We start from the raw sequence: 24,579 nt of genomic DNA, 5'->3' as shown, positions 1-24,579 counted from the left end.
AAAGCGCAACTCGCCCTCGAAACGGCCCTCCCTCGCAAGTTCGGGGCCGAACCGCAACGCAAAAAGAGGACCACTCGTTCATGACCCAGGTCGGCTCCAACTCGCTCGGCACCCGCAAGACCCTTGATGTAAACGGCAAGACTTACGCCTATTACTCCCTGGCTGCGGCAGCAGAAAAAGTCGGAGATATCAGCCGCCTGCCCTTCAGCATGAAAGTGCTGCTGGAAAACATGCTGCGGTTCGAGGACGAAGGCTTCACCGTTGGCGAAGAGCACGTTCGCGCGATTGTCGACTGGCAGGAAAACCCCACCACGGGTGACGAGATTCAGTACCGCCCCGCCCGCGTGCTGCTGCAGGACTTCACCGGCGTGCCCTGCGTGGTCGACCTGGCCGCCATGCGCGATGCCATCGGCAAGTTGGGCGGCGATACCGCCAAGATCAATCCGCAGGTGCCCGTAAACCTCGTCATCGACCACTCGGTGATGGTCGACGAATTCGGCACCCCGCAGGCCTTCGAAGCCAACAAGGCGCTGGAATACGAACGCAACGCCGAACGCTATGACTTCCTCAAGTGGGGCGCCAAGAGCCTCGAGAACTTCTACGCCGTGCCCCCGGGCACCGGCATCTGCCACCAGGTGAACCTGGAACACATCGCCAAGGGCGTGTGGTCCAGCGAAGACCAGAACGGCGAACTGGTCGCCTATCCGGATACCTGCGTCGGCACCGACAGCCACACAACCATGATCAACGGCCTCGGCGTGCTCGGCTGGGGCGTGGGCGGCATCGAAGCCGAAGCTGCCATGCTTGGCCAGCCGATTTCCATGCTGATCCCCGAAGTCGTCGGGTTCCGCCTCGACGGCGCGATGGCCGAAGGCGTCACCGCGACCGACCTCGTGCTCACCTGCGTGCAGATGCTGCGCGAACACGGCGTGGTGGGCCGCTTTGTCGAATTCTACGGCCCGGGCGTCACCAACCTGTCGCTGGCGGACCGTGCCACCATCGCCAACATGGCGCCCGAATACGGCGCGACCTGCGGCTTCTTCGGCATCGACGACAAGACCATCGAATACCTGCGCCTGACCGGCCGCAGCGAAGACGACATCGCGCTGGTCGAAGCCTATGCCAAGGAACAGGGCATGTGGTTCACGCCGGAGAACGAGCCGGTCTTCTCCTCCACCCTGCAGCTCGACATGGAGCGCGTCGTTCCCAGCCTCGCCGGTCCGAAGCGTCCGCAAGACAAGGTGGCGCTGCCCAATGTCGATGAGCTGTTCAACAGCGATCTCAAGTCGGTCTACAACAAGGATGCACCGACGCGCGTGCCGGTCGAGGGCCTTGGCCACGACGTCGGCGACGGCGACGTGGTGATCGCCGCCATCACCAGCTGCACCAACACCTCCAACCCCGACGTAATGATCGCCGCCGGTCTCGTGGCCAAGAAGGCGAACGAGAAGGGCCTGAAGCCCAAGCCGTGGGTGAAGACCAGTCTTGCACCGGGCTCGCAGGTGGTCACCGACTACCTGGTGAAGAGCGGGCTGCAAAGTGACCTCGACGCCATCGGCTTCGACCTCGTGGGTTACGGCTGCACAACCTGCATCGGCAACTCCGGCCCGCTGGCCGCGCCGATCAGTGCCGCCGTCAACAACAACGATATCGTCGCTGCCTCGGTCCTTTCGGGGAACCGCAACTTCGAAGGCCGCGTCTCGCCCGACGTGCGCGCCAACTTCCTCGCCTCGCCGCCGCTGGTGGTGGCCTATGCCCTGAAGGGCACCGTTACCGAGGACATCACCGATACCCCGATCGGGCAGGACCAGGACGGCAACGACGTGATGCTGGCCGACATCTGGCCGTCGAACCAGGAAGTCTACGAACACCGCGTCGCCAACGTCGACCGCCAGATGTTCGAAACCCGCTATGCCGACGTCTACAAGGGCGATGCCGACTGGCAGGCCATCGAAGTCGAGGCTTCGGACACCTACAACTGGAACCCGTCCAGCACCTATGTCGCCAACCCGCCTTACTTCGAAGGCATGGGCATGGAGCCGGCTGCGGTCGAAGACATCGTCGATGCCAAGCCGCTCGCCGTGCTGGGTGACAGCGTTACCACGGACCACATCAGCCCGGCCGGTTCGATCAAGGAAGACAGCCCCGCCGGTGAATACCTGATCAGCCACCAGGTGCCGAAGAAGGATTTCAACTCCTACGGCTCGCGTCGCGGCAACCATGAAGTGATGATGCGCGGCACCTTCGCCAATATCCGCATCAAGAACGAAATGGTCCCCGGTGTCGAAGGCGGCTTCACCACCTACGGCGGCGAGACCATGCCGATCTACGACGCAGCCATGAAGCACCAGGCCGACGGCACGCCCTTGGTGGTGGTCGCCGGCAAGGAATACGGCACCGGCTCCAGCCGCGACTGGGCGGCCAAGGGCACGATCCTGCTGGGCGTGCGCGCCGTGATCGTCGAGAGCTTCGAGCGTATCCACCGCTCCAACCTCATCGGCATGGGCGTGCTGCCGTTGCAGTTCAAGGAAGGCCAGAGCCGCAAGACCCTGGGCCTCGACGGCGATTGCAGCTTCACCATCATCGGTCTCGACGACCTGTCGCCCCGCCAGGAGGTGCAGGTGAACGTGACGCGCGGCAACGGCTCGACCGACAGCTTCACCGCGCTGTGCCGCATCGATACCGCGAACGAGATGGAATATTACCGCAACGGCGGCATCCTGCACTACGTGCTGCGCAAGCTCGCTTCGTAACCCCTCCGGAGCACGACTGGCGCAGCTGCCGTATGCGCCATGTCTGCCCGGGGCGATCCCCATGCCGGTGGAGACCTTCGATCCTGCGGCCGTGCCCTTAGGGGACGGCCGCGAGACCGTGCTCTGCTGCCGTGTTGGCAACCGTTCCGACCGGGCTACCGCAACGCTGGCGGATCTCACCGGGGATACCGTGCGGCACCTCGAAGGCGGGATCACCGCCTGGGTGGCTGACGGGCAGGACGCAACTGCTTCGCCGCAGGTCGAATAAGCCCTGGCGTTCACCGCAGGTTTGGTCTGGGCATGGGAAGGTTACTCCCTGATAAGGAGGGCTTCCATGCGCAAACTGTTCATTCTCGCCCCGCTGGCGCTGCTCGGCACAACACCGCCCGAAGCGGCCCCGATTGCCCAGACCGCCGCTGCACAAGCCGGCGTCGACTATGACGGCTTCGTCGAGCTGGCCGGCGAACTGGGTGAGTTTCGTGACGGCAGGTTGCTTGGCTGGCAGGACTGGCGCTCGCGGGCCAACCAACCCGGCGCTATCATACTCGACACCCGCAGCGCCGCCGCTTTCGCGGACGGCCACATCGAAGGCGCGGTGAACCTGCCCTTCTCCGACTTCACCGACGCCAAGCTGGCCGGGATCATTCCCGATCCGGACACGCCGGTTTTCATCTATTGCAACAACAACTTCGCTGATGATGTCCCGCCCGTACCGCTCAAGCGGCTAGAACTGGCGCTGAACATCCCCACCTTCATCAACCTCTACGGTTATGGCTACACCAACATCTACGAACTGGACGGCGTGGTTTTCCTCGACCAGGTCGACTGGGTGAGCAGCGCGGGCTGAGCATAAAGCAAGGGCGGCTCCAGCCGGAACCGCCCTTCCCCCCGTTTGTCAGGTTGTGTGTTAGGCGGCGAGACGCTCGCCGGAACCCTGCCCGTCCTTGCGACGGCGACGCAGGAACACTGCGCCAGCAGCCGCGCCGAACAGCAGCAACATGCCCGGTGCAGGTACCTGGGTGCCCGAGGTCGAGCCGGAACCGTTCGAGCCACAGTGATAGCGGCAATTGCCGCTGGTGCTCGAACTGTTCGACGACGAGGTCGAACTCGATGTGCTCGACGAAGTGGAAGTCGAGGTGCTGCTCGACGAGTTCGAGCTCACATTTCCCGATGTCGAGGTCGAAGTGCTGGTCGACACATCGCCCGAAGTGGAACTGCTCGTCGAAACATTGCCCGATGTCGATGTGCTGGTGGATACGTTGCCCGACGAACTCGAAGACACATCACCCGAAGTCGAGCTCGTCGAGTAGTTGCCGGACGAGCTGGTCACGTTGCCGCTCGAGGTGGAGACATTGCCCGACGTGGTCGAGGTCGTGCTGCTCACCGCACCGGTGGAAGTGCTGACGCCGCCGGTTGATGTGCTCACACCGCCGGTCGACGTGCTGACACCGCCGGTGGTGGTGCTGCTGCCGCCGGTCGAAGTCGAGGTCGACGAACCGCCGGAGCTGGTGGAGGTGGAAGAACCGGTCGAGCTGTTGTCGATATCGATGATGATGTCACCGCTCGACGAGCCGGAACTGGAGCCCGAGGTGGTGGTGCTCATGTCGACGACGACGCTGCCGCCGCCACCCGAACCACCGAAGAAGCCGCCGAAGAAACCGCCGCCGAAGCCGCCGCCACTGCTGCCGCCGATGATGATCGGCTGGCCGCCACCGCCACCGCTGATCGGAGCCGAAGGCAGCGGAGGCAGCGGCAGGGGCATGCCCATGGTCACTTCCTCGCAGCACTCGGTCTCGATCGTCCGGCGCAGGCGGCGCTGTTCGCGCGGCCGCGGCGGAATGGTGCGCTGTGCCACCGGGGTATCCTTCACGTCGATCAGTTCGACTGGGGCACCCTCGGCATCTTCGCCCGTCTTGTAGTCAACCTGCGCGGACTGGGGCTCGGCGACATGCACCGCACCGCCGCCGATGACTGCACCGCCCGCAGCTGCGGCAGTGAGTTTCGCAATGGCCATACGTACCGACATAGAATGTCTCTCTCAGCTCTGCCGGAATCCGGTTCGAAATGTCCGAACGACACTTCTCCCCTTTTCCGGTTGCTGCCAAAGAGACCCGCAAAACCTTTCACCGCAATTGAATTAACCATGATTCCGGGGTGCCGGAGGCAAAAAAGTTGCTGTTTTCTGCGGCTTTCCCGCACTGTGTCCCACTATGGAACCGAAACGGCAGGCCTTATGGTAAGCATGGGGTTAACCGCCCGCGTCAGCCTTCTTCTTCGAACAGTCCGCCCTGGGAATCATTGGGCGGTTGGCCCGGCGGAGTGATTCCCAGATGGGCCCATCCGCCGTCGTTGAGGCACCGCCCGCGCGCCGTGCGGGCGATCAGGCCGAGCTGGATCAGGTAGGGCTCGATCACCTCCTCCACCGTGTCGCGCGGTTCGGCGAGGCCTGCAGCGAGCGTTTCGACGCCGACAGGTCCACCCTTGTAGGTCGTCGCGACCATGGTGAGATAGCGCCGGTCCATGGCATCGAGGCCGAGGCTGTCGATCTCCAGCCGGGTCAGCGCTTCGTCGGCAATCGCGTCCGAAACGGTGGCCGCGCCCTTCACCTGGGCGAAGTCGCGCACGCGGCGCATCAGGCGTCCTGCAACGCGCGGGGTACCGCGAGAGCGCCGCGCAATCTCGCGCGCGCCGGTCTCGTCGATGGGCAGGCCCAGCAGGCCCGCGCCGCGGGTGACGACCTGCATCAGCTCGTCCTCGGTGTAGAACACCAGCCGCACGGGGATGCCGAAACGGTCGCGCAAGGGCGTGGTGAGCAGCCCCTGCCGCGTGGTCGCGCCCACCAGCGTGAAGGGCGGCAGGTCGATCCGCACCGAGCGCGCCGACGGCCCCTCCCCGATGATGATGTCGAGCGCGCGGTCTTCCATCGCCGGGTAGAGGATCTCCTCCACCACCGGATTGAGCCGGTGGATCTCGTCGATGAACAGCACGTCGTTGGGTTCGAGGTTGGTCAGCAGCGCAGCCAGGTCGCCCGCCTTGGCGATGACGGGGCCGGAAGTGGCGCGGAAGCCGACGCCGAGTTCCTTGGCCACGATCTGCGCGAGAGTCGTCTTGCCAAGGCCGGGCGGGCCGAAGAACAGGACGTGGTCCATGGCTTCACGGCGCCCGCGCGCGGCTTCGATGAAGACTCGCAGGTTATCCCGCGCGGCCTCCTGCCCGACGAACTCGCGCAGCGACTTCGGGCGCAGCGCGGCGTCCGGGTCTTCCGGCTGGCGGTCGGGAGAGTGGATGGGGACGGGGTCAGTCATCAAAACGGGTTCACCGTATAGCCCTGCTCCTGCAACAGCGCGTGCGCAGTCATCGCCGACAGCGCCATCTGCACGCCCGGCGCGATGTCGTCGTTGGTGATGCCCAGCCCCGCCGCAGACTGGCCACAGAGGTAGATCTGCACGCCATGCTCCAGCAGCGCGGCGATCAGCGGGAGGTTGGCGTTTTCTGCCCACTCGTTGCGTTCACCATAGGCATCCTGGTGCATCAGGTCGAAACCCGCGCGGCCGTGAACAACGATAGCGACCTGCACCCGTTCCTCCGGCACGCCCGCGCGCACGTGCATGTTGATGAACCGCGCTGCGCTTTCGATGCGGCGGCTGACTTCGCCAGGCTCGGCAGCTTCGGAAATGTCGAAGGCCACGCGGAAGTAGGCGTCGGCGGGGAGGGCCATGTCCATGTCGACTTCGGCGACGGGGCCGTAGTCCTCGAACACCGGACCGTAGGTGAAGGCCGACATGTCCTGCGCGGAAGCGGGAATGGCAAGCAGGCTCGCGGCGGCAAGTGCGATCAGTGTCTTCATGGTATTTCTCCTAACCAGCCGCCCGTTTCAATGCGACCCGGATAAGGTCGCCCTCGCCCGCGTCCGGTCCCAGTTCTTCCTGCGCGCGGGCAACGGCTTGCGCGGCCACGGCTGGCTTGAAGCCGAGATTCTGGAGTGCGCTGACCGCATCGGCGCTGGCTCCCCCTGCGGGCGAGATTGCCGCAACGCCAGCAACGCCGCCGCTAATGCCGGGCATGGCGCCGGCCTTGTCCTTCAGCTCGTTGACGATACGGCCAGCCAGCTTCGGCCCCACGCCATTGGCGCGCGCCACCGTCGCGGCATCGCCCGCCGCACAGGCATCGCGCAATTCGGCAATCGACAGCGCGGACAGGATCGCCAGCGCCACCTTGCTGCCCACGCCCTGCACCGTGTCGAGCAGGCGGAACCAGTCGCGCTCGCTGCTTTCGGCAAAGCCCAGCAGGCGCATGTCGTTCTCGCTCACCTGCAACTGGGTGAAGACGGTGCATTCGCCGCCGGTCTCTCCCAGCGCCGCCAGCGTCTTGACCGAGCAATGGACGAGGTAGCCTACCCCGCCCACGTCGATCACCGCCCAGTCGGCGCCGGTTTCGTCGAGCTTGCCTGTCAGCTTTGCGATCATGGGATTCTTGCTGCGCTACCACTTCGTTGCCTGAGCACGGGGTGTGGCGGACAGAACGGGAACAGTCCAGCCTCGCTAGACACTTGCCCGCAACTAAGCCAAAGGCGTGGCCCATGAGCTGGAACACATTCGGACGCGTTTTTCGCTTTACCACCTGGGGGGAAAGCCATGGCCCCGCGCTGGGCGTGGTGGTCGACGGGTGCCCGCCCGGCATCGAACTGTCCGAGGCGGACATCCAGCCGTTCCTCGACGCGCGCAAGCCGGGCCAGTCGAAGTACACCACCCAGCGGCGCGAAGCCGACGAGGTGCGCATCCTCTCGGGCGTGTTCGAAGGCAAGACTACCGGCACGCCGATCAGCCTGATGATCGAGAACACCGACCAAAGGTCGAAGGACTATTCCGAAGTCGCCAAGGCTTACCGCCCCGGCCACGCGGACTACACCTATGACGCCAAGTACGGCTTCCGCGACTATCGCGGTGGGGGCCGTTCCTCGGCGCGCGAAACGGCGGCGCGGGTGGCGGCTGGCGCCATTGCCCGCAAGGTCATCCCCGAGGTGGAGATCACCGCGTGGGTGGAACAGATCGGCGAGGTGCCGCTGCTCTATTCGCGCTTCGACAAGGCGGAGATCCGCAACAACCCGTTCTTCTGTCCCGACGCCGAAACGGTGACGCGGTGGGAGCAATTGGTCGACAATGCCCGCAAGAGCGGCTCGTCGCTCGGCGCCATGGTCACCTGCTGGGCCGAGGGCGTCCCCGCTGGCTGGGGCGCGCCGATCTATGCCAAGCTCGACAGCGAGCTGGCCGCCGCGATGATGACGATCAACGCCACCAAGGGCGTGGAGATCGGCGACGGTTTCGCCGCCGTGCAGAACACCGGCGAAGGCAATGCCGACCCGATGCGGCCCGGCGCCGATGGCTCGGTGGAGTTCAAGGCCAACCATGCTGGCGGCATCGCGGGCGGCATCTCTACCGGCCAGCCGGTGACCTGCCGCGTGGCCTTCAAGCCGACCAGTTCGATCCTGACGCCGGTCGACACTGTCACGCGTGACGGCGAGGCGACCGAAATCAGCACCAAGGGTCGCCACGATCCCTGCGTCGGCATTCGCGGCGTGCCGGTGGTCGAAGCGATGATGGCGCTGGTGCTGGCAGACCAGAAACTGCTCCACCGCGCGCAATGTGGGTAGCTGCCGCTACCGGTAGTGCACGAGACTCAACAGCGCGCCGCCCAGTTCGTCGAACCATGCCGACCCGACCACGGCTTCGTGCAACAGCCCTTCCACCAGGATCCATCCCGCGCCGAATAACGAATATCGGCTGATGCCGCGCGTCTCGCGCCATTCGTCGACGAGGATCGCGCCGGCCATGCTCCACAGGGTGAGGTAGAGCCAGAAGGTCGGGATCGGATCGTCCAGGCTCAGCGCGTTCGCCCAGAAGCGGTTCACTCCCGGCGGGATCACCGGCAGCATGGCGAACAGCATCATGCGCTTGTGCACCTGCGGACGGCGGACATTGCGGATTGCCAAAGTGAACATGATCGCGAAGCCGACAAAGGCCAGCAAGCCGAGATAGAGCCCGTCCGTCCCCGGCGCGCGCCCCGCGGCATAGCCCGCGCCCGACGCGATCAGCTGCATCATCAGCCCCATCCCGATCACCGCCGTCGCATGGGCGATACCCCATGTGCCAAGGCTGCGGTGGAGCTTCACATTGCCCGCGTTGACCAGCCCCGCCTGCACCACGAGCAGCAACATCCAGCTGATGAACAGCACCGCATGCAGGTGCACGATCGGCGGAGCGGGCGGGAAATCGCCGCGTAAAGCAGGCAATGCGGAATGCATGCCGAACCCGCCGAATACGAAGAAGCACATGACCAGGATCAGGCAAAGCGCGAAGGACGGCGCGCGGAGGCGCTCACGTGTCCCCGAAGGAATTGCCTGCGTTCGATCCATGGCCTGCCCCTCTCCCCGCCTGCCGGGATGCACGCAATCATCGCGATTAATGCAAAAACATCAACACCTGTTGCAGTTTGCGAAACTTGCGCACGGCTGATCGATTATTCCGATCTTCGCAATCGCACAAAATCGCTTTTTTGCGCCGCATCAATCCCTATCTGCCCCGTTGAGTTCACAAACACACACCTAATCAAAGGGGATTACACCAATGGGTATCATCGGCAGCACCATCAAGCCGTTCAAGGCCACCGCATTCCAGGCCGGCAAGGACTTCTTCGACGTCACCGACGAAGACCTGAAGGGCAAGTGGAGCGTCTTCTTCTTCTATCCGGCCGACTTCACCTTCGTCTGCCCGACCGAGCTCGAAGACATGGGCGAAAAGTACGACATGCTGAAGTCCATGGACGTTGAAGTCTACGCCGTGTCGACCGACACGCACTTCAGCCACAAGGCCTGGCACGACACCTCGGAAAAGATCGGCAAGCTGAAGTTCCCGTTCCTGGGCGACCAGCTGCACACGCTGTCGAAGAACTTCAACGTGCTGCGCGAGGAAATGGGCCTGGCTGACCGTGCCACCTTCGTGGTCGATCCCGACGGCGTGATCCAGATCATGGAGATCACCTGCGAAGGCGTGGGCCGCAATGCCAACGAACTGACCCGCAAGATCAAGGCCGCCCAGTACGTGCGCGCCAACCCCGGCCAGGTCTGCCCGGCCGCTTGGGAAGAAGGCAGCGAGACGCTGGCTCCTTCGCTCGATCTCGTCGGCAAGATCTAAGTACACCTGAATCCGGCAGCGGGCCTCGGTCCGCTCCGGTCTTCCCGAAACCGCTCAAGACGGTTCGGGTCGCGAAGAGACCCGGGGCACCCTTCCCCCCCTCCCCCCAGCCCCGGGTCTCCAACGCATTTTCCATCCCCCCAGCCAAGGAGAAGACCATGCTCGACGCCAACATGACGCAGCAGCTCAAGGCCTACCTTGAGAACTTGCGCGAGCCGATCGAACTCGTCGCCTCGCTGGGTGATGACGACAAGTCGGCGCAGACACGCGAACTCGTTACGGAGATCGCCGCGCTGAACGACAAGGTTTCCGCCAGCTTCGACGGTACCGACGATCGCAAGCCCAGCTTCGTGATCCGCCGCGCTTCGGATGCCACCAAGTGGGTCCGGTTTGCCGGCCTGCCGATGGGGCATGAGTTTACCTCGCTGGTGCTCGCCCTGTTGTGGGCGGGCGGCCATCCGCCGAAGGTAGAGCAGGACGTGATCGACCAGATCGCCGCGCTGGAAGAATACCTCGAGTTCGAGATGTACTTCTCGCTCAGCTGTCACAACTGCCCCGACGTGGTGCAGGCGCTGACGCTGATGGCGCTGGTGAACCCGCGCATCACGGCGACGCTGATCGAAGGCGGCACCTTCAAGGACGAGGTGGACGCGCGCGATGTCATGGCCGTGCCCGCGACCTTCCTCAACGGCGAGCCCTTCTTCAACGGCAAGATGACGCTGGAAGAACTGCTGGCCAAGGTCGACACCGGTGCCAGCGACAAGGCTGCCGAGAAGCTTTCCGCCAAGGACCCGTTCGAGGTGCTGGTGGTAGGCGGCGGCCCCGGCGGCGTGGCAGCGTCCATCTACACCGCGCGCAAGGGCTTCCGCACCGGCATCGCGGCGGAACGCTTCGGCGGTCAGCTGAACGATACGCTGGGCATCGAGAACCTGCCCGGCACCGAATATACCGAAGGCCCCAAGCTCACCGCCGATCTCGAACGGCAGGTGAAGGCGCAGGAGACCATCGACGTGATGAACCTGGCCAAGGCGGCCAAGCTGGTTCCGGCATCGCGTCCGGGCGGGATGCACGAATTGCACCTGGAAAACGGCGGCGTGCTCAAGGCGCGCTCCATGATCCTCGCAACCGGTGCCCGCTGGCGCGCGCTCGGCGTGCCGGGCGAGGCCGACTACCGCAACAAGGGCGTGGCGTACTGCCCGCACTGCGACGGCCCGCTGTTCAAGGGCAAGCGCGTCGCCGTGATCGGCGGCGGCAACTCCGGCGTCGAGGCAGCAATCGACCTTGCTGGTATCGTCGGCCACGTGACGCTCATCGAATTCGATACCCAGCTCCGTGCCGACCAGGTGCTGCAGGACAAGCTGCGCTCCATGGCCAATGTCGAAGTGCTGGTGAACGCCCAGACCACCGAGATTACCGGCGACGGCAACAGGGTGAACGGACTGGTCTACAAGGACCGCGATTCGGGCGACGAACACACCGTCGAACTGGAAGGCGTGTTCGTGCAGATCGGCCTGGTGCCCAACACCGAATGGCTGACGGACAGCGGCGTGGAACTGTCCAAGCACGGCGAAGTGGTTGTCGACAGCAAGGGCGCCACCAACCTGCCCGGCATATTCGCGGCGGGGGACTGCACGACGGTGCCTTACAAGCAGATCGTCGTGGCCATGGGCGCCGGCTCCAAGGCAGCACTATCGGCCTTCGACTACCTGATCCGAACCGAGGCGGCGGAAGAGGAGCTGGTCGCCGCCTGACCGTTCACATGACGGACCGAATTCGGACCCGGCCCCACAGCATGCAGGGCCGGGTCTTTTCGTATGTTTGGGCTACGCGAACGCCCCGTCGCACAACAGGCACAGTCGATCAATAAGTGCCAACTTATCGATTGGACGAATTACGGGATCAGGCGCATCCTGTTTGAGTTGAAGAATTAGAGAATCACTCGAGAGGAGAATGTTCATGGACGCAAAGACCGGATCGATCAGCGGCGAATGCCCCTTCCAGCACGGTACGGGCACCCGCAGCCTGCTGGGCCGCACAAATGATGACTGGTGGCCCGACAACCTTCCCCTGAACCTGATGGGCGACCGGGGTATCAACCCCAGCCCGATGGACCCCGATTTCGACTATGCCGAAGCCTTCAAGGGCCTCGACTATGCCGGAGTGAAGGCAGACCTCACCGCGCTGATGACCGACAGCCAGGACTGGTGGCCGGCCGACTATGGCCACTACGGCCCCTTCTTCATCCGCATGGCCTGGCACGCTGCCGGCACCTACCGCATCCATGACGGGCGTGGCGGCGCGGGCGAAGGCCAGCAGCGCTTTGCCCCGCTCAACTCTTGGCCCGACAACGGCAACCTCGACAAGGCCCGCCGCCTGCTCTGGCCGATCAAGGCCAAGTACGGCGATGCGCTGAGCTGGGCTGACCTCTTCGTGCTGGCGGGCAACGTCGCCATCGAATCGATGGGCGGCCCCACCTTCGGCTTCGGCGGTGGACGCGCAGACGTCTTCTACCCGGAGAAGGTCTACTGGGGCACCGAAGACGAGTGGGTGAACACCGGCGCGCAGACGCGCAACCAGCCCGACAAGGATTGGGAAATCGAAGATCCGCTCGCAGCGATCCAGATGGGCCTGATCTACGTCAACCCGGAAGGCCCCGGCGGCAATCCGCACGACATGGAAGGCATGGCCCGCGACATCCGCGATACCTTCGCCCGCATGGCCATGAACGACGAGGAAACCGTCGCCCTGACCGCAGGCGGCCACACCTTCGGCAAATGCCACGGCAACGGTGACGCCGATCAGCTCGGCCCCGATCCAGAAGGCGGCTCCATGGCGGACCAGGGCTTCGGCTGGAACAATCCGAACGCCGACGGCCTGCCGGATTCGGCCATCACCTCGGGCATCGAAGGTCCGTGGACCAACACGCCGTTCGAATGGAGCCAGAACTACTTCCGGCTGCTGTTCAAGTACGAGTACAAGCTCGTGAAGTCCCCGGCAGGGGCGAACCAGTGGACCCCGATCGACCCGGAGCCGGAAGACCTGGCGCCTTCGGCTGGCGATCCCAACGTCAAGGTCCCGACGATCATGACGACCGCCGACATGGCGATGAAGATGGACCCGGAATATCGGAAGATTTCCGCCCGCTTTGCCGAGGATCACGAGGCCTTCAAGGACGCCTTCGCGCGCGCCTGGTTCAAGCTGACGCACCGCGACATGGGCCCCAAGGCTCGCTACGTCGGCCCCGAAGTCCCTGCCGAAGACCTGATCTGGCAGGACCCGGTTCCCGCCGGCACCAAGCCTTCGGATGCCGACGTCGCAGCCTTCAAGTCCGCCGTGCTCGGCAGCGGCCTGACCGTCAGCGAACTGGTGAAGGCGGCATGGGCTTCGGCCTCGACCTATCGCCGGACCGACCATCGCGGCGGCGCCAACGGTGCCCGTGTGCGCCTCGCCCCGCAGAAGGACTGGGCCGTCAACGACCCGGCCGAACTGGGCAAGGTGCTGGCCAAGCTCGATGAACTGCGCGGCAACCTGTCGATGGCCGACGCCATCGTGCTGGCTGGCGCTGCTGCGGTCGAAAAGGCGGCTGGCGATGCCGGTCACAGCATATCGGTGGATGTCTCCACCGGTCGCGGTGACGCTACCGACGAGCAGACCGACGCCGAAAGCTTCGATTGGCTCAAGCCGCAGGCCGATGCCTTCCGCAACTACCGTTCTGGCAAGCTGTCAGTGAAGACCGAGGACCTGCTGATCGACCGGGCCGACCTGCTCGGCCTGTCGGTGCCCGAACTCACCGTGCTGGTGGGCGGCCTGCGCGTGCTGGGTGCCAATACCGGCAATACCGATCACGGCGTCTTCACCGACCGCAAGGGCCAGTTGACCAACGACTTCTTCGTCAACCTGCTCGACATGGCGACCAAGTGGACGGCGAGCGACGACGAGGAAGACTTCACCGGCCACGACCGCAAGACCGGCGCGGCCAAGTGGACCGCGACCCGTGCCGACCTGGTCTTCGGCTCCAACTCGCAGTTGCGTGCCGTGGCCGAAGTCTACGCCCAGAATGGCAACGAAGGTAAGTTCGTGAAGGACTTCGTCGCGGCCTGGACCAAGGTGATGGACGCCGACCGCTTCGACCTCGACTGAACCATACCCCGACCGACAGCCTTCCCCTCGGGCTGATCGGAACACGAAGGCCCCCGGCAGCAATGCCGGGGGCCTTTTTTGCGTTCAGGAGAAGTTGGGCAGGATTCCCGAAGAGCAGGCAATGACGGCTGCCACATGCAGCCCTGCGATCAGCAGGGTTGCGGGTATCCTGCTGCCCTTGCCGCGCGCGACGATCCGATCATGCCGCCGTAGAGGGGGAACTGCGCCAAGCCTATGGCCAGCGTGACCGGGCCGATCGAACCCTCGACCAATGTCAAAGCCAGCCGCGCTCCTTCAGCGTGGTCACGTTGGCGCGGCTCACTGGCGCGACGATGCCGTTATCGAGCACCAGTCGCACATTGCGCCCTTCGCGCTGCACGTCGGCCACAGCACCGCGGGCGACCCACCAGCTTCGGTGGACCTGCTCGCCGTCGATCCCGTCCAGTTCCACCACGGCATCGCGCATGCGCAGCAGCACCAGCTCACTGCCCAGCGCGGTGTGGGCGCGGACGTAATGGTCCTCCATCTCCAGCGCGATCAGCTCGGTGCCGAGCTCCGGCGGCAGCCGGTCGAGGAAGCGCGGCCCACTGGCAGGTTCAGGCTCCGGTGCGAGCGCAGGTGCGGAAGCAGACTCCGGCGAAGCAACAACCCGGTGGGTTGCCGGGGCGCGGTTGAGCATGTGGAACAGCACGGTGATGGCTGCGCCGATGATCAGCACGTTGACGTAGGTGCCGAAGGCCGCACTCAGGCTGGGCCAGCGGAATTCGTCGCCGAGGAAGCCGAGCCACCAGATAAACATCGACATGGGCACGGTCGCGATCAGGACGGAGGCGATCCACAGGCCCCATTCGGGCAGGTCGATCGACTTGCCCCAGGGCACCACCAGCCCGCTGATCGGCGCGTAAAAGGCATAGCCCGCCAGCGCCAGGCCCACCCAGTAGACCAGCCGCTGTTCGAACGGATCGTTGAAACTGCCGAACGGGCCGAGCAGGGCCAGGACAACGCCGATCACCAGCATGATCGACAGGTCGATCAGCAGGCGGCGCATGAATCGCAGCTTTGCGGCAGGCTGGGCATCTGGCTGGGCGGTCATTTCACCTGCGAGCCTAGCGACCGTTCGCGCTTCGTAAAGTGGCAACCCCCCGCAAATTCGCGCCTTTCGCGCATTTGGCGCGCAATCCACGCACATGCGATTGCGGGCGAACGGACATGCGGCAGGAAGGCGGGGCAATTCGATCTACCGGGGAGTTTCACCAATGTCCGCACTTGCCTTCGCCAATCCGTTCCGTCGTCCTGCCGGAGCTCTCGACCTCGGCCCGTTGACGCGCGGACTGGTCATCGTCGCGGGATCGGTGATGACCGCGCTCTGCGTGCTGGCCATCGGCCGCGCGCTGCTGGGCTACACGCCCGACCTGCCGCATCTGCAGAACCTGGCCATCGCCATCCACGTTACCACGGTCATCCCCTGCGTGCCGCTGGGCCTCTACCTGCTGCTGGCCCGCAAGGGCACGCCGATGCACAAGCAGCTGGGCAAGCTGTGGATCGCCCTGATGGTGATTACCGCCACCGCCACCCTGTGGATCCACGGGCTCGGCAACTTCAGCTGGATCCATATCTTCGTGCCGCTGACCTATCGCGCCGCGTGGTACACCGTGGCCAAGGCCCGCCGCGGCGACATCCGGGGACACCGCAACGAGATTATCGGCCTGTTCCTGGGTGCGCTGATGATCCCCGGCGTCTTCGCCTTCCTGCTGGAAGGTCGCCTGATGAATACCATGCTGTTCGGTTGAGGGGGCTGTCCGGCTAGCCGCGCTTGCGCAGGACCAGGTACAACGCGCCCTCGCCCCCGTGGCGGCGGTGCGCGTTCCTGACGGCGGCAATGTCGCTGGCATGCTGGCCTGCTGCCAGCCAGTCGAGGATCTTGGCGCGGATGGCGCCGCGCTTCTCGCCCCGGTCTGCCGCCTGCACCGGGCGCGGCTTGCCCGTCACCACCAGCACCAGCCGCGCGCCCATGGCCTTGGCCTGTATCAGCCCGTCATCCAGCCGCCGGTAAGCCTGTTCGAGGTTGTGCCCGTGCAGGTCGAGCGTGAAATCGGGTTCGGTCGAGTTGCGCGAGAGACGGCGCTCCCAATGCGAGTCGAGGCCCTTATGGCCGACCGGGATGCCGGGAGTAGGCGTCATCACCGGCTGCTGCACCGGGGCGGCGGGCTTGCGCGCAGCCAGTTTCTTGGGCTGCGGCACGGTCTTCGCTGTCACTTCCTTGGGCTTGGCGTGCTGCGTGGCCGGATGCAGCGGCCGCACCGTGCTCGCGACCTTGTTCCAGAGCGCAGCTTCTTCGGGTGACAGTCCGCGCGGCGCGCGGCTCATTGCCGGTCTCTCAGGCCCAGCCTTCGGGCCGATGCGCGCGGCAGTAGGATCACCGCCTCGCCGCGCCCGCTCATGCCGCCTGCGGTGTCGCGCGCTTGCACACCCGCACCCCAGAAGGTGTCGAAACGGTTGGGGCCGCGGATCGCCCCGCCGGTATCCTGAGCCACCCACAGCCCGTCAGCGACATTGCGATCGAGGTCGAGCAGCACCGGCGCGCCGTAAGGCACGAATTTGGGGTCCACCGCGACCGAACTCTCCCCGCGCACCGGCACGCCGATCGAGCCGAGTGGCCCGTCGCCGGTCAGCTCGGTGAAGAAGACCCAGCTTTCGTTGAGGCGCATCAGGTCGCGCCCCTCGCGCGGGTTCTCGCGGATATACTGCATAATGCCCTGCATCGACCCGGCATACTGGCCCGGCCCGTCACCCAGCAGCCCGCGTTCGCGCATGACGCCGCCGATACCGGTGTAGGCATGGCCGTTCTGCCCGGCATAGCCGATGCGGATCACTTCACCCGACGGCGTGCGCAGGCGGCCCGACCCCTGGATCTGCAGGAAGAAGAATTCGACCGGGTCGCTGGCATAACCGATGACGGGCGCCCGCCCTTCGAGCGCGCCGTCCTCGATCTGGGCGCGGGTGTAATACTCCACGCAGCGCCCGTCCGCAGTGCGGCGGCTGAGCGGGGCACGGCCTTCGCGCTCGCTTTCGGGCGTGCCTTCGCGCCAGCAGCGTTCGAGATCGTCAGGCACGCCGTAGACGGGCACGTCACTGGCGGACTGGCGGGTGCGGCTGCCGAGGATCTCGGGTTCGAAATAGCCGGTGGCAAAGGCGGTGCCCTCGCCCACGCGGACGGGGGCGAAATTGTCCTGGAAGAAGTCGAGGGCGCGGTCGCGCGGCCAGCCGGGGGCCACGGCGCAAGGGGCGCTCCAGTCGTCAGGGCGGGTCAGTCCGGAGAGATCGCTACGGCTGGTGGCCACGCGGCAACTGGCGGCAAAGGCGTCCAGCGCGGCGCTGGCATCGGCAGCGGATAGCGAACCCCAATCCGCCCGCACACTGCGCACGCCCATGGCAAGGGCATTGTCAGCCACGGGTGCCGTCGGCTCGACGCGCGGGATCAGCGGCCCGCAGGCAGCGAGCAGCGACAGCATCAGCAATGCGGAAAGGCGGCGCGCATTCATCACGCCGCTTCGGCTATCAGCCCTCGTCGGTCTCGTCGAGCAGCCAGTTGGGGTCGACCGAGCCAATGTCGCGGCTGAAGGTCCACACGTCGCGGCTTTCGACAGCATCGTCGAGCGAGCCGGCGATGACATTGCCGTCCTTGTCGCGGGTGACGCTGGCGATGTCGGAGACGAAGCGCACGGCGATGCGGGCGATGTTGCCGTCCAGCTCCGCCGAATGGACGGTGGTGTCCTCGATCCGGATCAGGCGGTTGTCGAGCGTGATGCCGCTTTCTTCGCGATCGTCGATGGCAGTTTCGAAGCTCTGGTAGACGTCGTCGTCGCACAGCTCCTTCAGCTCGTCCTTGTCGCCGTTCCAGTAAGCTTCCAGCACCACTTCGTAGGCACCCTTGGCGCCTTCGAGGAAGCCCAGCAGTTCGAAATTGCGATCAGCCGTCGAAATCTCGCGCAGGCCGCGCTCGATGGCGGGCGGGAAACCCGGCATGGTGCGACCTTCAACCACCAGTTCGGGTGCGGGCGGCGGCGGAACCTTCTTGTTGCGATTCTGCTCGTCCGGCACGTCGAAACGGTTGGTCGGAATGATCTCTTCCTCATGCTCCGCCCGGCGACCAAGCACCGAATAGAGCCGCATGCCGAGGAAGGCGGCAATCATGGCGAGGATGACGATTTCAATAATCACGGACCAGTTTCCCATTCTGCCCGCAATCAACCGGCGGCAGGCACGCCTTAGAACTATAGTGAACCAGATAGTGTCCAATATCAAATGAACAACCGGATTACGTTACCGCGCCTTAAGTAGGCATGAAGCGCGCCGGCAACCCTGTGACACGCCATTGCGGGCAGTCCCAAGGGGTGATAGGCGCGCGCCCACCGAATGTCCGCGCGGACTCGCCGCGCCCAAACAGTAACGAAAGACGACTTGACCATGGCCGACGAAGGCGACGTCCTGAAGAACCTCGACCCCGCAGCTGGCAGCAACGGCAGCGACACCGCGCCGGTGGCCGGCATCATCTCGCAGTACGTGAAGGACCTCTCGGTCGAGAACCCCAACGCACCGCAGTCCTATCGCTGGACCGACAAGCCGCAGATGGACGTGCAGTTCAACATCGGCGCCAAGCCCGCCAGCGACGACGTGACCGAAGTCGAACTGAAGATCACCGTCACCTCGAAGATGGAAGCAGGCACCGCCTACATCGTCGAGCTGGCCTATTGCGGCCTCATCGGCATGCGCAACATGCCCGAAGCCCAGCAGCACATGTTCATGTATGCCGAAGCTCCGCGCATCCTCTTCCCCTTCGCGCGCCGCGTGATTTCGGACGCCATCCGCGATGCCGGCTTTGCTCCGCTGATGCTGGACCCGATCGATTTCAACGGTCTCTACGTCCAGCGCATGCAGCAGCAGGGCGGTCAGGGTGCAGCAACTCCTGCGGCCCAGGCTCCGGCTGGCGGCGAAGGCTGAACCAACATCCAGACGCGGGCGAATAGACGATGAGCCTGCTCAAACATGTCGGCACGATCGGCTCGCTCACCATGGTGAGCCGCGTGGCCGGCATGGCGCGAGAGATGATCTTCTCGCGCGTGCTGGGCGCCAACGAGGTGACCGACGCCTGGTTCCAGGCGCTGATCATCCCCAACGTGTTCCGCCGCCTGTTTGCCGAGGGCGCCTTTTCCGCCGCCTTCGTGCCGATGTTCTCCAAGCGGCTGCACGCCGAGACCAACGAGGCAGGCGAAGACGGCCTGCAGCAGGCACGCACCTTTTCGCAGGACGTCATCAGCGTTTTCGTCCCGGCGCTGATCCTGCTGACCGCACTGTTCGAGATCGCCATGCCGGGCGTGATCTGGCTGCTGTCGGACAAGCCCATCGATGCGGACAGGTTCGACTATTCGGTCGACTTCGCGCGCATCATGTTCCCCTACATCCTGCTGGTCAGCGTGGTAACACTGCTGACCGGCATGCTCAATTCGGTCTCGCGTTTCGGGCCCGGCGCGAGCTTCCCGGTCATCCTCAACCTGGTGCTGATCGGCACCTTGCTCGGCGTCGAGTTCACCCACGGCGCGGAAAGCAGTATTGTCGCCATGGGATACGTGGTGGCCTGGGCGATTCCCGTGGCGGGCGTACTGCAGCTGGCATGGCTGGCTTACTGGGCACGCAAGGAGGGCTTCCGTCCGCGCTGGATCAGCAGACCCCGGCTGACGCCCGAGGTGAAGCGGCTGGGCAAGATCGCCCTGCCCGCAGCCATCGGCGGCGGCGCCTACCAGATCAATACCCTGCTGCAGGTCTACTTCCTCAACCAGCTCGAAGGCAGCGCGGTGAGCTGGATGAACTATGCCGACCGGCTGAACCAGCTGCCCTTGGGGATCATCGGCATCGCCCTGTCGACCGCAATCCTGCCCACCCTGTCCAAGTTCGTCGGCGCGAAGGACAAGGACGGCGCGAGTCGCGTCCAGTCCAATGCCATCGAACTGGGCATGCTGCTGACCTTGCCTGCCGCAGTGGCGCTGGCGGTCTGCGCCGTGCCTTTCATCACGGTGATCTTCGGCGGCGGCCGCTTCGATGCGGACGATGCTGCCATGACCGGCGGTTTGCTCGCCGTGCTGGTCGGCGGCCTCCCCGCTTATGTGCTGGTGAAGGTGCTGGTGCCCAGCTTCTATGCCCGCAGCGACACGCGTACCCCGGTCTATGCCGCCTTTGCCGCGCTGGCAGTGTTCATCGCTTTCAACTTCGCCTTCCTGCACCGCTTCGGCGTGGAAGGCGTGGCAGCCGCCAGCGTCATCGGCGCATGGCTCAACTGCCTGATCCTTTACGCGGTGCTGCGCGCGCGCGGGCACTACGCGATGGACTGGCCGCTGATCGGGCGACTGGTGCGGCAACTGCTCGCCGCCGCCGCCATGGGCGCAGCGCTCTACTACGGACGCGACCTGCTGGACCATGTCTACGACCTGCACCTGGTAGTGCAGTTGCTCGCCGTCGGCGTGCTGGTTGCCGGGGCCATGGTGGTCTACTTCGGCGTGGCCTTCGCCATCGGCGCGGTCAGCCGCGACCGGCTGAGGGCCTTCACCCGCAAGCGCGTGCCGAACGCCTGAGCGCCTTGCCCAACCGCGCCCTTGTGCTAAGGCGCGCGGCGATGACTGCAATGACTCCCTCGACCGGTTCGGCCCCGCTGCGTTTCGCAGTGCGCGGGCGGGCGGCCTGGCGATGGCTCGGTATCGCCTGATCCCGACCCTTCCGGGCGAGCCTGCGCGCTTGCCCACCATTGCTATTGAAAGAATTTCCCGATGATCGTCGTTTCCGGAATCCAGCCCACTGGCAACCTCCACCTTGGCAATTACCTGGGTGCCATCCGCAACTGGGTGAAGATGCAGGACGAGATGGAAGGTGATGGCAAGTGCCTGTTCTTCCTTGCCGACCTGCATGCCATCAGCCTCCCGCACAATCCCGCAGAACTGGCTGCCAACACGCTGGAGATGACCGCCGCGCTGGTCGCCTGCGGGCTCGACCCGTCCCGCTGTGTCCTGTTCAACCAGGCCCAGGTCCCCGCCCACGCCGAGATGCAATGGCTGCTGAACGGCACGGCGCGCATGGGCTGGCTGAACCGCATGACGCAGTGGAAGGACAAGGCGGGCAAGAACCGCGAAGGCCAGTCGGTCGCGCTGTTCGGCTACCCCGTGCTGCAGGCCGCCGACGTGCTGCTGTACCAGGCCACCCACGTGCCCGTGGGCGAGGACCAGAAACAGCACCTCGAGCTGGCGCGCGACATCGCGCAGAAGTTCAACAACGACTTCGCTTCGGAAGAAAGCCCGGTCTTCACCCTGCCCGAGCCGTTCATCCCGCCTGCCGCCGCCCGCATCATGAGCCTGCGCGACGGATCGAAGAAGATGTCCAAGTCGGACCCGTCCGACATGAGCCGCATTTCCCTGACCGACGATGCCGATACCATGGCGCAGAAGGTGAAGAAGGCGAAAACCGATCCCGAACCGCTGCCGAGCGAGGTCGAAGGCCTGACAGGGCGGCCCGAGGCGCTGAACCTCGTCACCATCTATGCTGCCCTGGCCGAGAGTTCAGCGGAGCAGGTGCTGGCCGATCATGGTGGCGCAGGGTTCGGCCAGTTCAAGCCGGCCCTGGCAGAACTGATGGTGTCGGTCCTCAGCCCGATCCGTGACCGGTTCGTGGAACTGAAGGATGACCGCGAACAGCTCGACGCCATCCTGGCCCGCGGTGCCGCACAGGCGCGCGAGCTGGGTACGCCGACGCTGGATGCTGCCTACAAGGCCCTGGGACTGGTACGCGGCTAGGCGCCGCCGTCAGACCTTCTTCCTGCCGAAACCGGCGACCCGGGCAGGAGCGGCCTGCGGTGACCTCTGCCGTACCGGAGAGGAACCCGCGGTCGCCAGCTCGGGCACGGCCGAACCGGTGCGCTTGTAGTTCTCCAGCGCGCGGGCAATGGCATCGTCCATCGCATCTGTGCTGCCAGTCGCCGCGACAGTTGCTCCATTCGTCACCCTGCCCGGCTGGGGCGTGCCGGAACCCGCCATCGCGCGCGGACCTGTGCGCTGTTGCGGAGCGCCCTGGTGATCGTAGCCGTCGAAGACGTCGCGATAATCCACCTGCGGCTTGCTCCGCACACTGCCCAGCGCAACCATCAGCACCAGGTCAGCCAGCGAAACCAGCATGGAGAAACCCGATCCGCCAAGGACCACCGCCGGATCGAGCGTGGCAATGCTGCCAAGGCTGAGAATGCTCGCGACGATCCCCAGCCCGAAGGTGATCCACGGCAGGGCAGGTGCCCAGCCGATGTCGCGGCAGCGGCGCATCATGATGACACGAAAATAGACGTTGAGCGGTGCGATCAGCAGGAAGGCGATGATGCCCACCGCTATTTCGCCATTGGCAAAGGCGCCGATGCTCAAGCCGATCAGCACGATGCTCGCCACCAAGATGACAAAGAACATCAGCCAGTAGCGGCTGCGACTGACGCGCGCACCGCCGGATTCATGGTCGGCGGATTCCGGATAGTCCATGCGATCTCCTCTGTCGCACCATGCCTACCGCCAAGCCCTCAAAAAGCAGTAAACTGTTAGCCTGCCTCGGAAAAATGCCCGCCAGCATGGTTCGCCGGTTCAAGCGCGGTTCACCCTGCCCTTGCTATTGCACGGCCTATCGTTGAAACTTCTGCGCGCTGGATTGGGGCCGCATGCGCAGCCAATCGCACAGAGAGAATAGGTCATGTTGAACATTTCATCCTTTGCGCGCGTAGCCAGGTTTACCCTCCTGCCCGCGCTTGCCCTGGGCCTGGCCGCTTGCGCCACCCCGTTCCGCGCGGACGTATCGCGCTTCGAAAGCCAGCTGCCTGCACCGCAGGGACAGAGCTTCTTCGTCGTTGCCGACGATCCTGCCCTCGCCGGCGGGCTGGAGTTCGCGCTCTATGCCGACGAGGTGGAGGAGCACATGGCAGAGCTGGGCTATACCCAGGCTGCCTCGCCCGAAGATGCCACCTTGCTCGTGCGCTTCGACTACGGTGTCGACAATGGCCGCGAACGCGTGCGCTCCACCGGTTTCCGTACGCGCGATCCGTTCTATTCCAGCTGGTACGGCTATTCGCGTCCGGTGCTCTATCGCGACCGTCTTGGCCGCACCCGCGTCGCCTACCTGCGCGATCGCAGCTGGGGCTGGGGCTGGAACGACAGCTTCTTCGGCCACGACGACGTGGTCAGCTACACCGTCTACACCAGCGGTATCGAACTGAAGATCGACAATGCCGCCACGGGCGAACGCCTGTTCGAAGGTCGCGCCGAAGCGGCATCGCAGTCGAACCGCCTGCAGTACCTGGTGCCCAACCTGGTCGAGGCCATGTTCACCGACTTCCCCGGCAATTCGGGCGAAACGGTGCGCATCTCGGTCGCCCCGGAAGAGCGGGACTAGCCCCGCGACACACAGGCAGACGGAATTTGGGCGGCATCGTGAGGTGCCGCCCTTTCCATATGCGCGTCAGATAGATAGTCTCACCACAAGGAGAGACTTCGCCATGGTTCGCCTGTTGTTCACCGCGCTGGCCGCATTGGCCCTGACACCCATCGTGGCCGCCGCCCAGGCGCGCCAGCTTGCGCCAGCGTCCGAATGGAGCCTCCACGAGACGGACGAATACTGCCGCATATCGCGCAGCTTTGGCAGCGGGTCGCACGAAGTCACCATGTACTTCTATTCCTACGGACCCACGGGAAGCTACCAGGTCATACTGGTGGGTCCGAACCTGCCGCGCAACGATGCCAAGGCGCGCGTTGCCATGCTGGCATGGGGCGGCAGCGACGACACCGAACGCACCATGGTGATCAACTCGCGCCTGGGCGACAACGGCTCGCTGACCTTCCGTACCTATGGCAACCGGCCGGTCATGCGGTTCGGGCGCGCATGGTCTGCCGAATGGGATGACCGCTACGACCTTCCCTTCGACTCCCGGGCGACGCAGCTGACGATCGGCACCGGCGAGTTGGACCCGATCACGTTGCAATTGGGCGATATGGCCGCTCCGCTGCGGCAATTGGCTGATTGCGAACTGGGCCTGCTACCTGGCTGGGGCTTTTCAGCAGACGATTATCTCGGCCTGCAAGGCCAGCCAAGCCTGCTCAACGGGCAGGACGTTGTCGAGATTATCCGCTGGCCCGCCGCCGTCCTGCTCAACCGCAATTCCATGTTCCTGCAATTGCGTATGACGGTCGATCCCGAAGGCCGTGCGCAGGATTGCGTCGTCCAGTCGCCAGCCCTGCAATCAAGCGACCAGCGCGCGATCTGCCGCGAATTCACCCGCAGCGCCCGCTTCACTCCGGCGACTGACGCCGAAGGCAATGCCGTCGCCGCGCCCTTCCGCGCCAGCAACATGATGTTCGTCTTCGACTAGCCCCCAAACGGCAGGACCTGGTGTGAACGCCATGTCGCCACGTGATTCCTCGCGTGGCGCA

25 protein-coding genes are annotated in these 24,579 nt (G+C 65.0%); 15 read left to right on the top strand and 10 right to left on the bottom strand.

All coding sequences use genetic code 11. The annotated features are described in order from the left end of the window. Positions 1-80: 80 nt before the first annotated feature. The 3 genes from acnA to AAEO60_RS00820 all read left to right on the top strand — a co-directional run bounded on the left by acnA (position 81) and on the right by AAEO60_RS00820 (position 3,600). Positions 81-2,753, top strand: a complete 2,673-nt coding sequence (acnA, locus tag AAEO60_RS00830) for an aconitate hydratase AcnA (RefSeq protein WP_341671744.1) — start codon at positions 81-83, stop codon at positions 2,751-2,753. After that, the gene (locus AAEO60_RS00825) at positions 2,680-3,021 is read left to right on the top strand and encodes a rhodanese-like domain-containing protein (RefSeq protein WP_341673520.1); all 342 of its coding nucleotides are present in this window, start codon (positions 2,680-2,682) and stop codon (positions 3,019-3,021) included. Before acnA ends, AAEO60_RS00825 begins: the two co-directional genes overlap by 74 nt. A gap of 66 nt (positions 3,022-3,087) precedes the next feature. Then, the gene (locus AAEO60_RS00820) at positions 3,088-3,600 is read left to right on the top strand and encodes a rhodanese-like domain-containing protein (protein ID WP_341671743.1); all 513 of its coding nucleotides are present in this window, start codon (positions 3,088-3,090) and stop codon (positions 3,598-3,600) included. Between the two features lie 60 nt (positions 3,601-3,660). On the opposite strand, the gene AAEO60_RS00815 is transcribed toward AAEO60_RS00820, so the two are convergent. Next, positions 3,661-3,915 (bottom strand): PEP-CTERM sorting domain-containing protein, encoded by a 255-nt coding sequence (locus AAEO60_RS00815; RefSeq protein WP_341673519.1) that lies wholly within the window; start codon positions 3,913-3,915, stop codon positions 3,661-3,663. Here AAEO60_RS00815 and AAEO60_RS00810 point away from each other — a divergent pair. Together AAEO60_RS00810 and AAEO60_RS00805 are read left to right on the top strand one after the other, a co-directional pair. Then, complete coding sequence (locus AAEO60_RS00810) at positions 3,821-4,063, top strand: hypothetical protein (protein WP_341673570.1); 243 nt, start codon at positions 3,821-3,823, stop codon at positions 4,061-4,063. The two genes, AAEO60_RS00815 and AAEO60_RS00810, sit on opposite strands and share 95 nt — an antisense overlap. A 33-nt stretch (positions 4,064-4,096) precedes the next feature. Continuing rightward, positions 4,097-4,672: a hypothetical protein gene (locus AAEO60_RS00805; protein ID WP_341673569.1), complete on the top strand. Its 576-nt coding sequence runs from the start codon at positions 4,097-4,099 to the stop codon at positions 4,670-4,672. Positions 4,673-5,014: 342 nt separating this feature from the next. Here the strand turns inward: AAEO60_RS00805 and ruvB are convergent, their stop codons facing one another. The 3 genes from ruvB to ruvA are packed head-to-tail and all read right to left on the bottom strand — an operon-like array spanning position 5,015 to position 7,219. Then, complete coding sequence (gene ruvB / locus AAEO60_RS00800; protein ID WP_341671742.1) at positions 5,015-6,058, bottom strand: Holliday junction branch migration DNA helicase RuvB; 1,044 nt, start codon at positions 6,056-6,058, stop codon at positions 5,015-5,017. Next, entirely contained in the window at positions 6,058-6,600 is a 543-nt protein-coding gene (locus AAEO60_RS00795; protein WP_341671741.1) for a DsrE family protein, read from the bottom strand. Before AAEO60_RS00795 ends, ruvB begins: the two co-directional genes overlap by 1 nt. A 10-nt stretch (positions 6,601-6,610) precedes the next feature. Then, positions 6,611-7,219 (bottom strand): Holliday junction branch migration protein RuvA, encoded by a 609-nt coding sequence (ruvA, locus tag AAEO60_RS00790; protein WP_341671740.1) that lies wholly within the window; start codon positions 7,217-7,219, stop codon positions 6,611-6,613. Positions 7,220-7,332: 113 nt separating this feature from the next. Between ruvA and aroC the strand changes: the two genes are divergently transcribed. Next, positions 7,333-8,403, top strand: a complete 1,071-nt coding sequence (gene aroC, locus AAEO60_RS00785) for a chorismate synthase (protein ID WP_341671739.1) — start codon at positions 7,333-7,335, stop codon at positions 8,401-8,403. A 6-nt stretch (positions 8,404-8,409) separates the two neighbouring features. On the opposite strand, the gene AAEO60_RS00780 is transcribed toward aroC, so the two are convergent. Next, complete coding sequence (locus AAEO60_RS00780; RefSeq protein ID WP_341671738.1) at positions 8,410-9,084, bottom strand: hypothetical protein; 675 nt, start codon at positions 9,082-9,084, stop codon at positions 8,410-8,412. Positions 9,085-9,376: 292 nt separating this feature from the next. Here AAEO60_RS00780 and ahpC point away from each other — a divergent pair, with 292 nt between their 5' ends. From ahpC to katG, 3 genes are all read left to right on the top strand, one after another. After that, complete coding sequence (ahpC, locus tag AAEO60_RS00775; protein ID WP_341671737.1) at positions 9,377-9,943, top strand: alkyl hydroperoxide reductase subunit C; 567 nt, start codon at positions 9,377-9,379, stop codon at positions 9,941-9,943. A 158-nt stretch (positions 9,944-10,101) separates the two neighbouring features. Continuing rightward, positions 10,102-11,694 carry an alkyl hydroperoxide reductase subunit F gene (gene ahpF / locus AAEO60_RS00770; protein ID WP_341671736.1) on the top strand — a complete coding sequence of 531 codons (1,593 nt, stop codon included), beginning with the start codon at positions 10,102-10,104 and terminating at the stop codon, positions 11,692-11,694. A gap of 205 nt (positions 11,695-11,899) precedes the next feature. Continuing rightward, positions 11,900-14,083: a catalase/peroxidase HPI gene (gene katG / locus AAEO60_RS00765; protein ID WP_341671735.1), complete on the top strand. Its 2,184-nt coding sequence runs from the start codon at positions 11,900-11,902 to the stop codon at positions 14,081-14,083. Positions 14,084-14,357: 274 nt separating this feature from the next. On the opposite strand, the gene AAEO60_RS00760 is transcribed toward katG, so the two are convergent. After that, the gene (locus tag AAEO60_RS00760; protein ID WP_341671734.1) at positions 14,358-15,176 is read right to left on the bottom strand and encodes a LytTR family DNA-binding domain-containing protein; all 819 of its coding nucleotides are present in this window, start codon (positions 15,174-15,176) and stop codon (positions 14,358-14,360) included. A gap of 163 nt (positions 15,177-15,339) precedes the next feature. Between AAEO60_RS00760 and AAEO60_RS00755 the strand changes: the two genes are divergently transcribed. Then, on the top strand, positions 15,340-15,873 hold the full coding sequence (locus AAEO60_RS00755) for a DUF2306 domain-containing protein (protein ID WP_341671733.1): 534 nt from the start codon (positions 15,340-15,342) through the stop codon (positions 15,871-15,873). A 13-nt stretch (positions 15,874-15,886) separates the two neighbouring features. Here AAEO60_RS00755 and AAEO60_RS00750 read toward each other — a convergent pair whose 3' ends face one another. Genes AAEO60_RS00750 through AAEO60_RS00740 form a run of 3 tightly spaced genes read right to left on the bottom strand, consistent with a single transcriptional unit; the run spans position 15,887 to position 18,304 of the window. Next, positions 15,887-16,450, bottom strand: coding sequence for a Smr/MutS family protein (locus AAEO60_RS00750; RefSeq protein WP_341671732.1), 564 nt, complete (start codon positions 16,448-16,450; stop codon positions 15,887-15,889). After that, the gene (mltA, locus tag AAEO60_RS00745) at positions 16,447-17,625 is read right to left on the bottom strand and encodes a murein transglycosylase A (protein WP_341673518.1); all 1,179 of its coding nucleotides are present in this window, start codon (positions 17,623-17,625) and stop codon (positions 16,447-16,449) included. The genes AAEO60_RS00750 and mltA overlap by 4 nt, the downstream gene beginning before the upstream one ends. 16 nt (positions 17,626-17,641) lie before the next feature. Further along, on the bottom strand, positions 17,642-18,304 hold the full coding sequence (locus tag AAEO60_RS00740; protein ID WP_341671731.1) for a Tim44/TimA family putative adaptor protein: 663 nt from the start codon (positions 18,302-18,304) through the stop codon (positions 17,642-17,644). 246 nt (positions 18,305-18,550) lie between these two features. Here AAEO60_RS00740 and secB point away from each other — a divergent pair, with 246 nt between their 5' ends. The 3 genes from secB to trpS all read left to right on the top strand — a co-directional run bounded on the left by secB (position 18,551) and on the right by trpS (position 21,918). Beyond that, entirely contained in the window at positions 18,551-19,084 is a 534-nt protein-coding gene (gene secB, locus AAEO60_RS00735) for a protein-export chaperone SecB (RefSeq protein ID WP_341671730.1), read from the top strand. Positions 19,085-19,113: 29 nt separating this feature from the next. Next, positions 19,114-20,709, top strand: coding sequence for a murein biosynthesis integral membrane protein MurJ (murJ, locus tag AAEO60_RS00730; protein ID WP_341671729.1), 1,596 nt, complete (start codon positions 19,114-19,116; stop codon positions 20,707-20,709). A 192-nt stretch (positions 20,710-20,901) separates the two neighbouring features. Further along, positions 20,902-21,918, top strand: a complete 1,017-nt coding sequence (gene trpS, locus AAEO60_RS00725; RefSeq protein WP_341671728.1) for a tryptophan--tRNA ligase — start codon at positions 20,902-20,904, stop codon at positions 21,916-21,918. A gap of 9 nt (positions 21,919-21,927) precedes the next feature. Here the strand turns inward: trpS and AAEO60_RS00720 are convergent, their stop codons facing one another. After that, positions 21,928-22,644, bottom strand: a complete 717-nt coding sequence (locus tag AAEO60_RS00720) for a DUF805 domain-containing protein (RefSeq protein WP_341671727.1) — start codon at positions 22,642-22,644, stop codon at positions 21,928-21,930. Positions 22,645-22,849: 205 nt separating this feature from the next. On the opposite strand from AAEO60_RS00720, the gene AAEO60_RS00715 reads away from it, so the two are divergent. Both AAEO60_RS00715 and AAEO60_RS00710 read left to right on the top strand, forming a co-directional pair. Continuing rightward, positions 22,850-23,545 (top strand): DUF4136 domain-containing protein, encoded by a 696-nt coding sequence (locus tag AAEO60_RS00715; RefSeq protein ID WP_341671726.1) that lies wholly within the window; start codon positions 22,850-22,852, stop codon positions 23,543-23,545. A gap of 103 nt (positions 23,546-23,648) precedes the next feature. Further along, positions 23,649-24,518: a hypothetical protein gene (locus AAEO60_RS00710; RefSeq protein ID WP_341671725.1), complete on the top strand. Its 870-nt coding sequence runs from the start codon at positions 23,649-23,651 to the stop codon at positions 24,516-24,518. Positions 24,519-24,579: the final 61 nt, after the last annotated feature.

Origin of the sequence: Aurantiacibacter gilvus (genome assembly GCF_038289935.1) — a bacterium.
Classification (GTDB): Bacteria; Pseudomonadota; Alphaproteobacteria; order Sphingomonadales; family Sphingomonadaceae; genus Alteraurantiacibacter; species Alteraurantiacibacter gilvus.
This window is presented reverse-complemented; position numbering and strand designations above follow the sequence as displayed.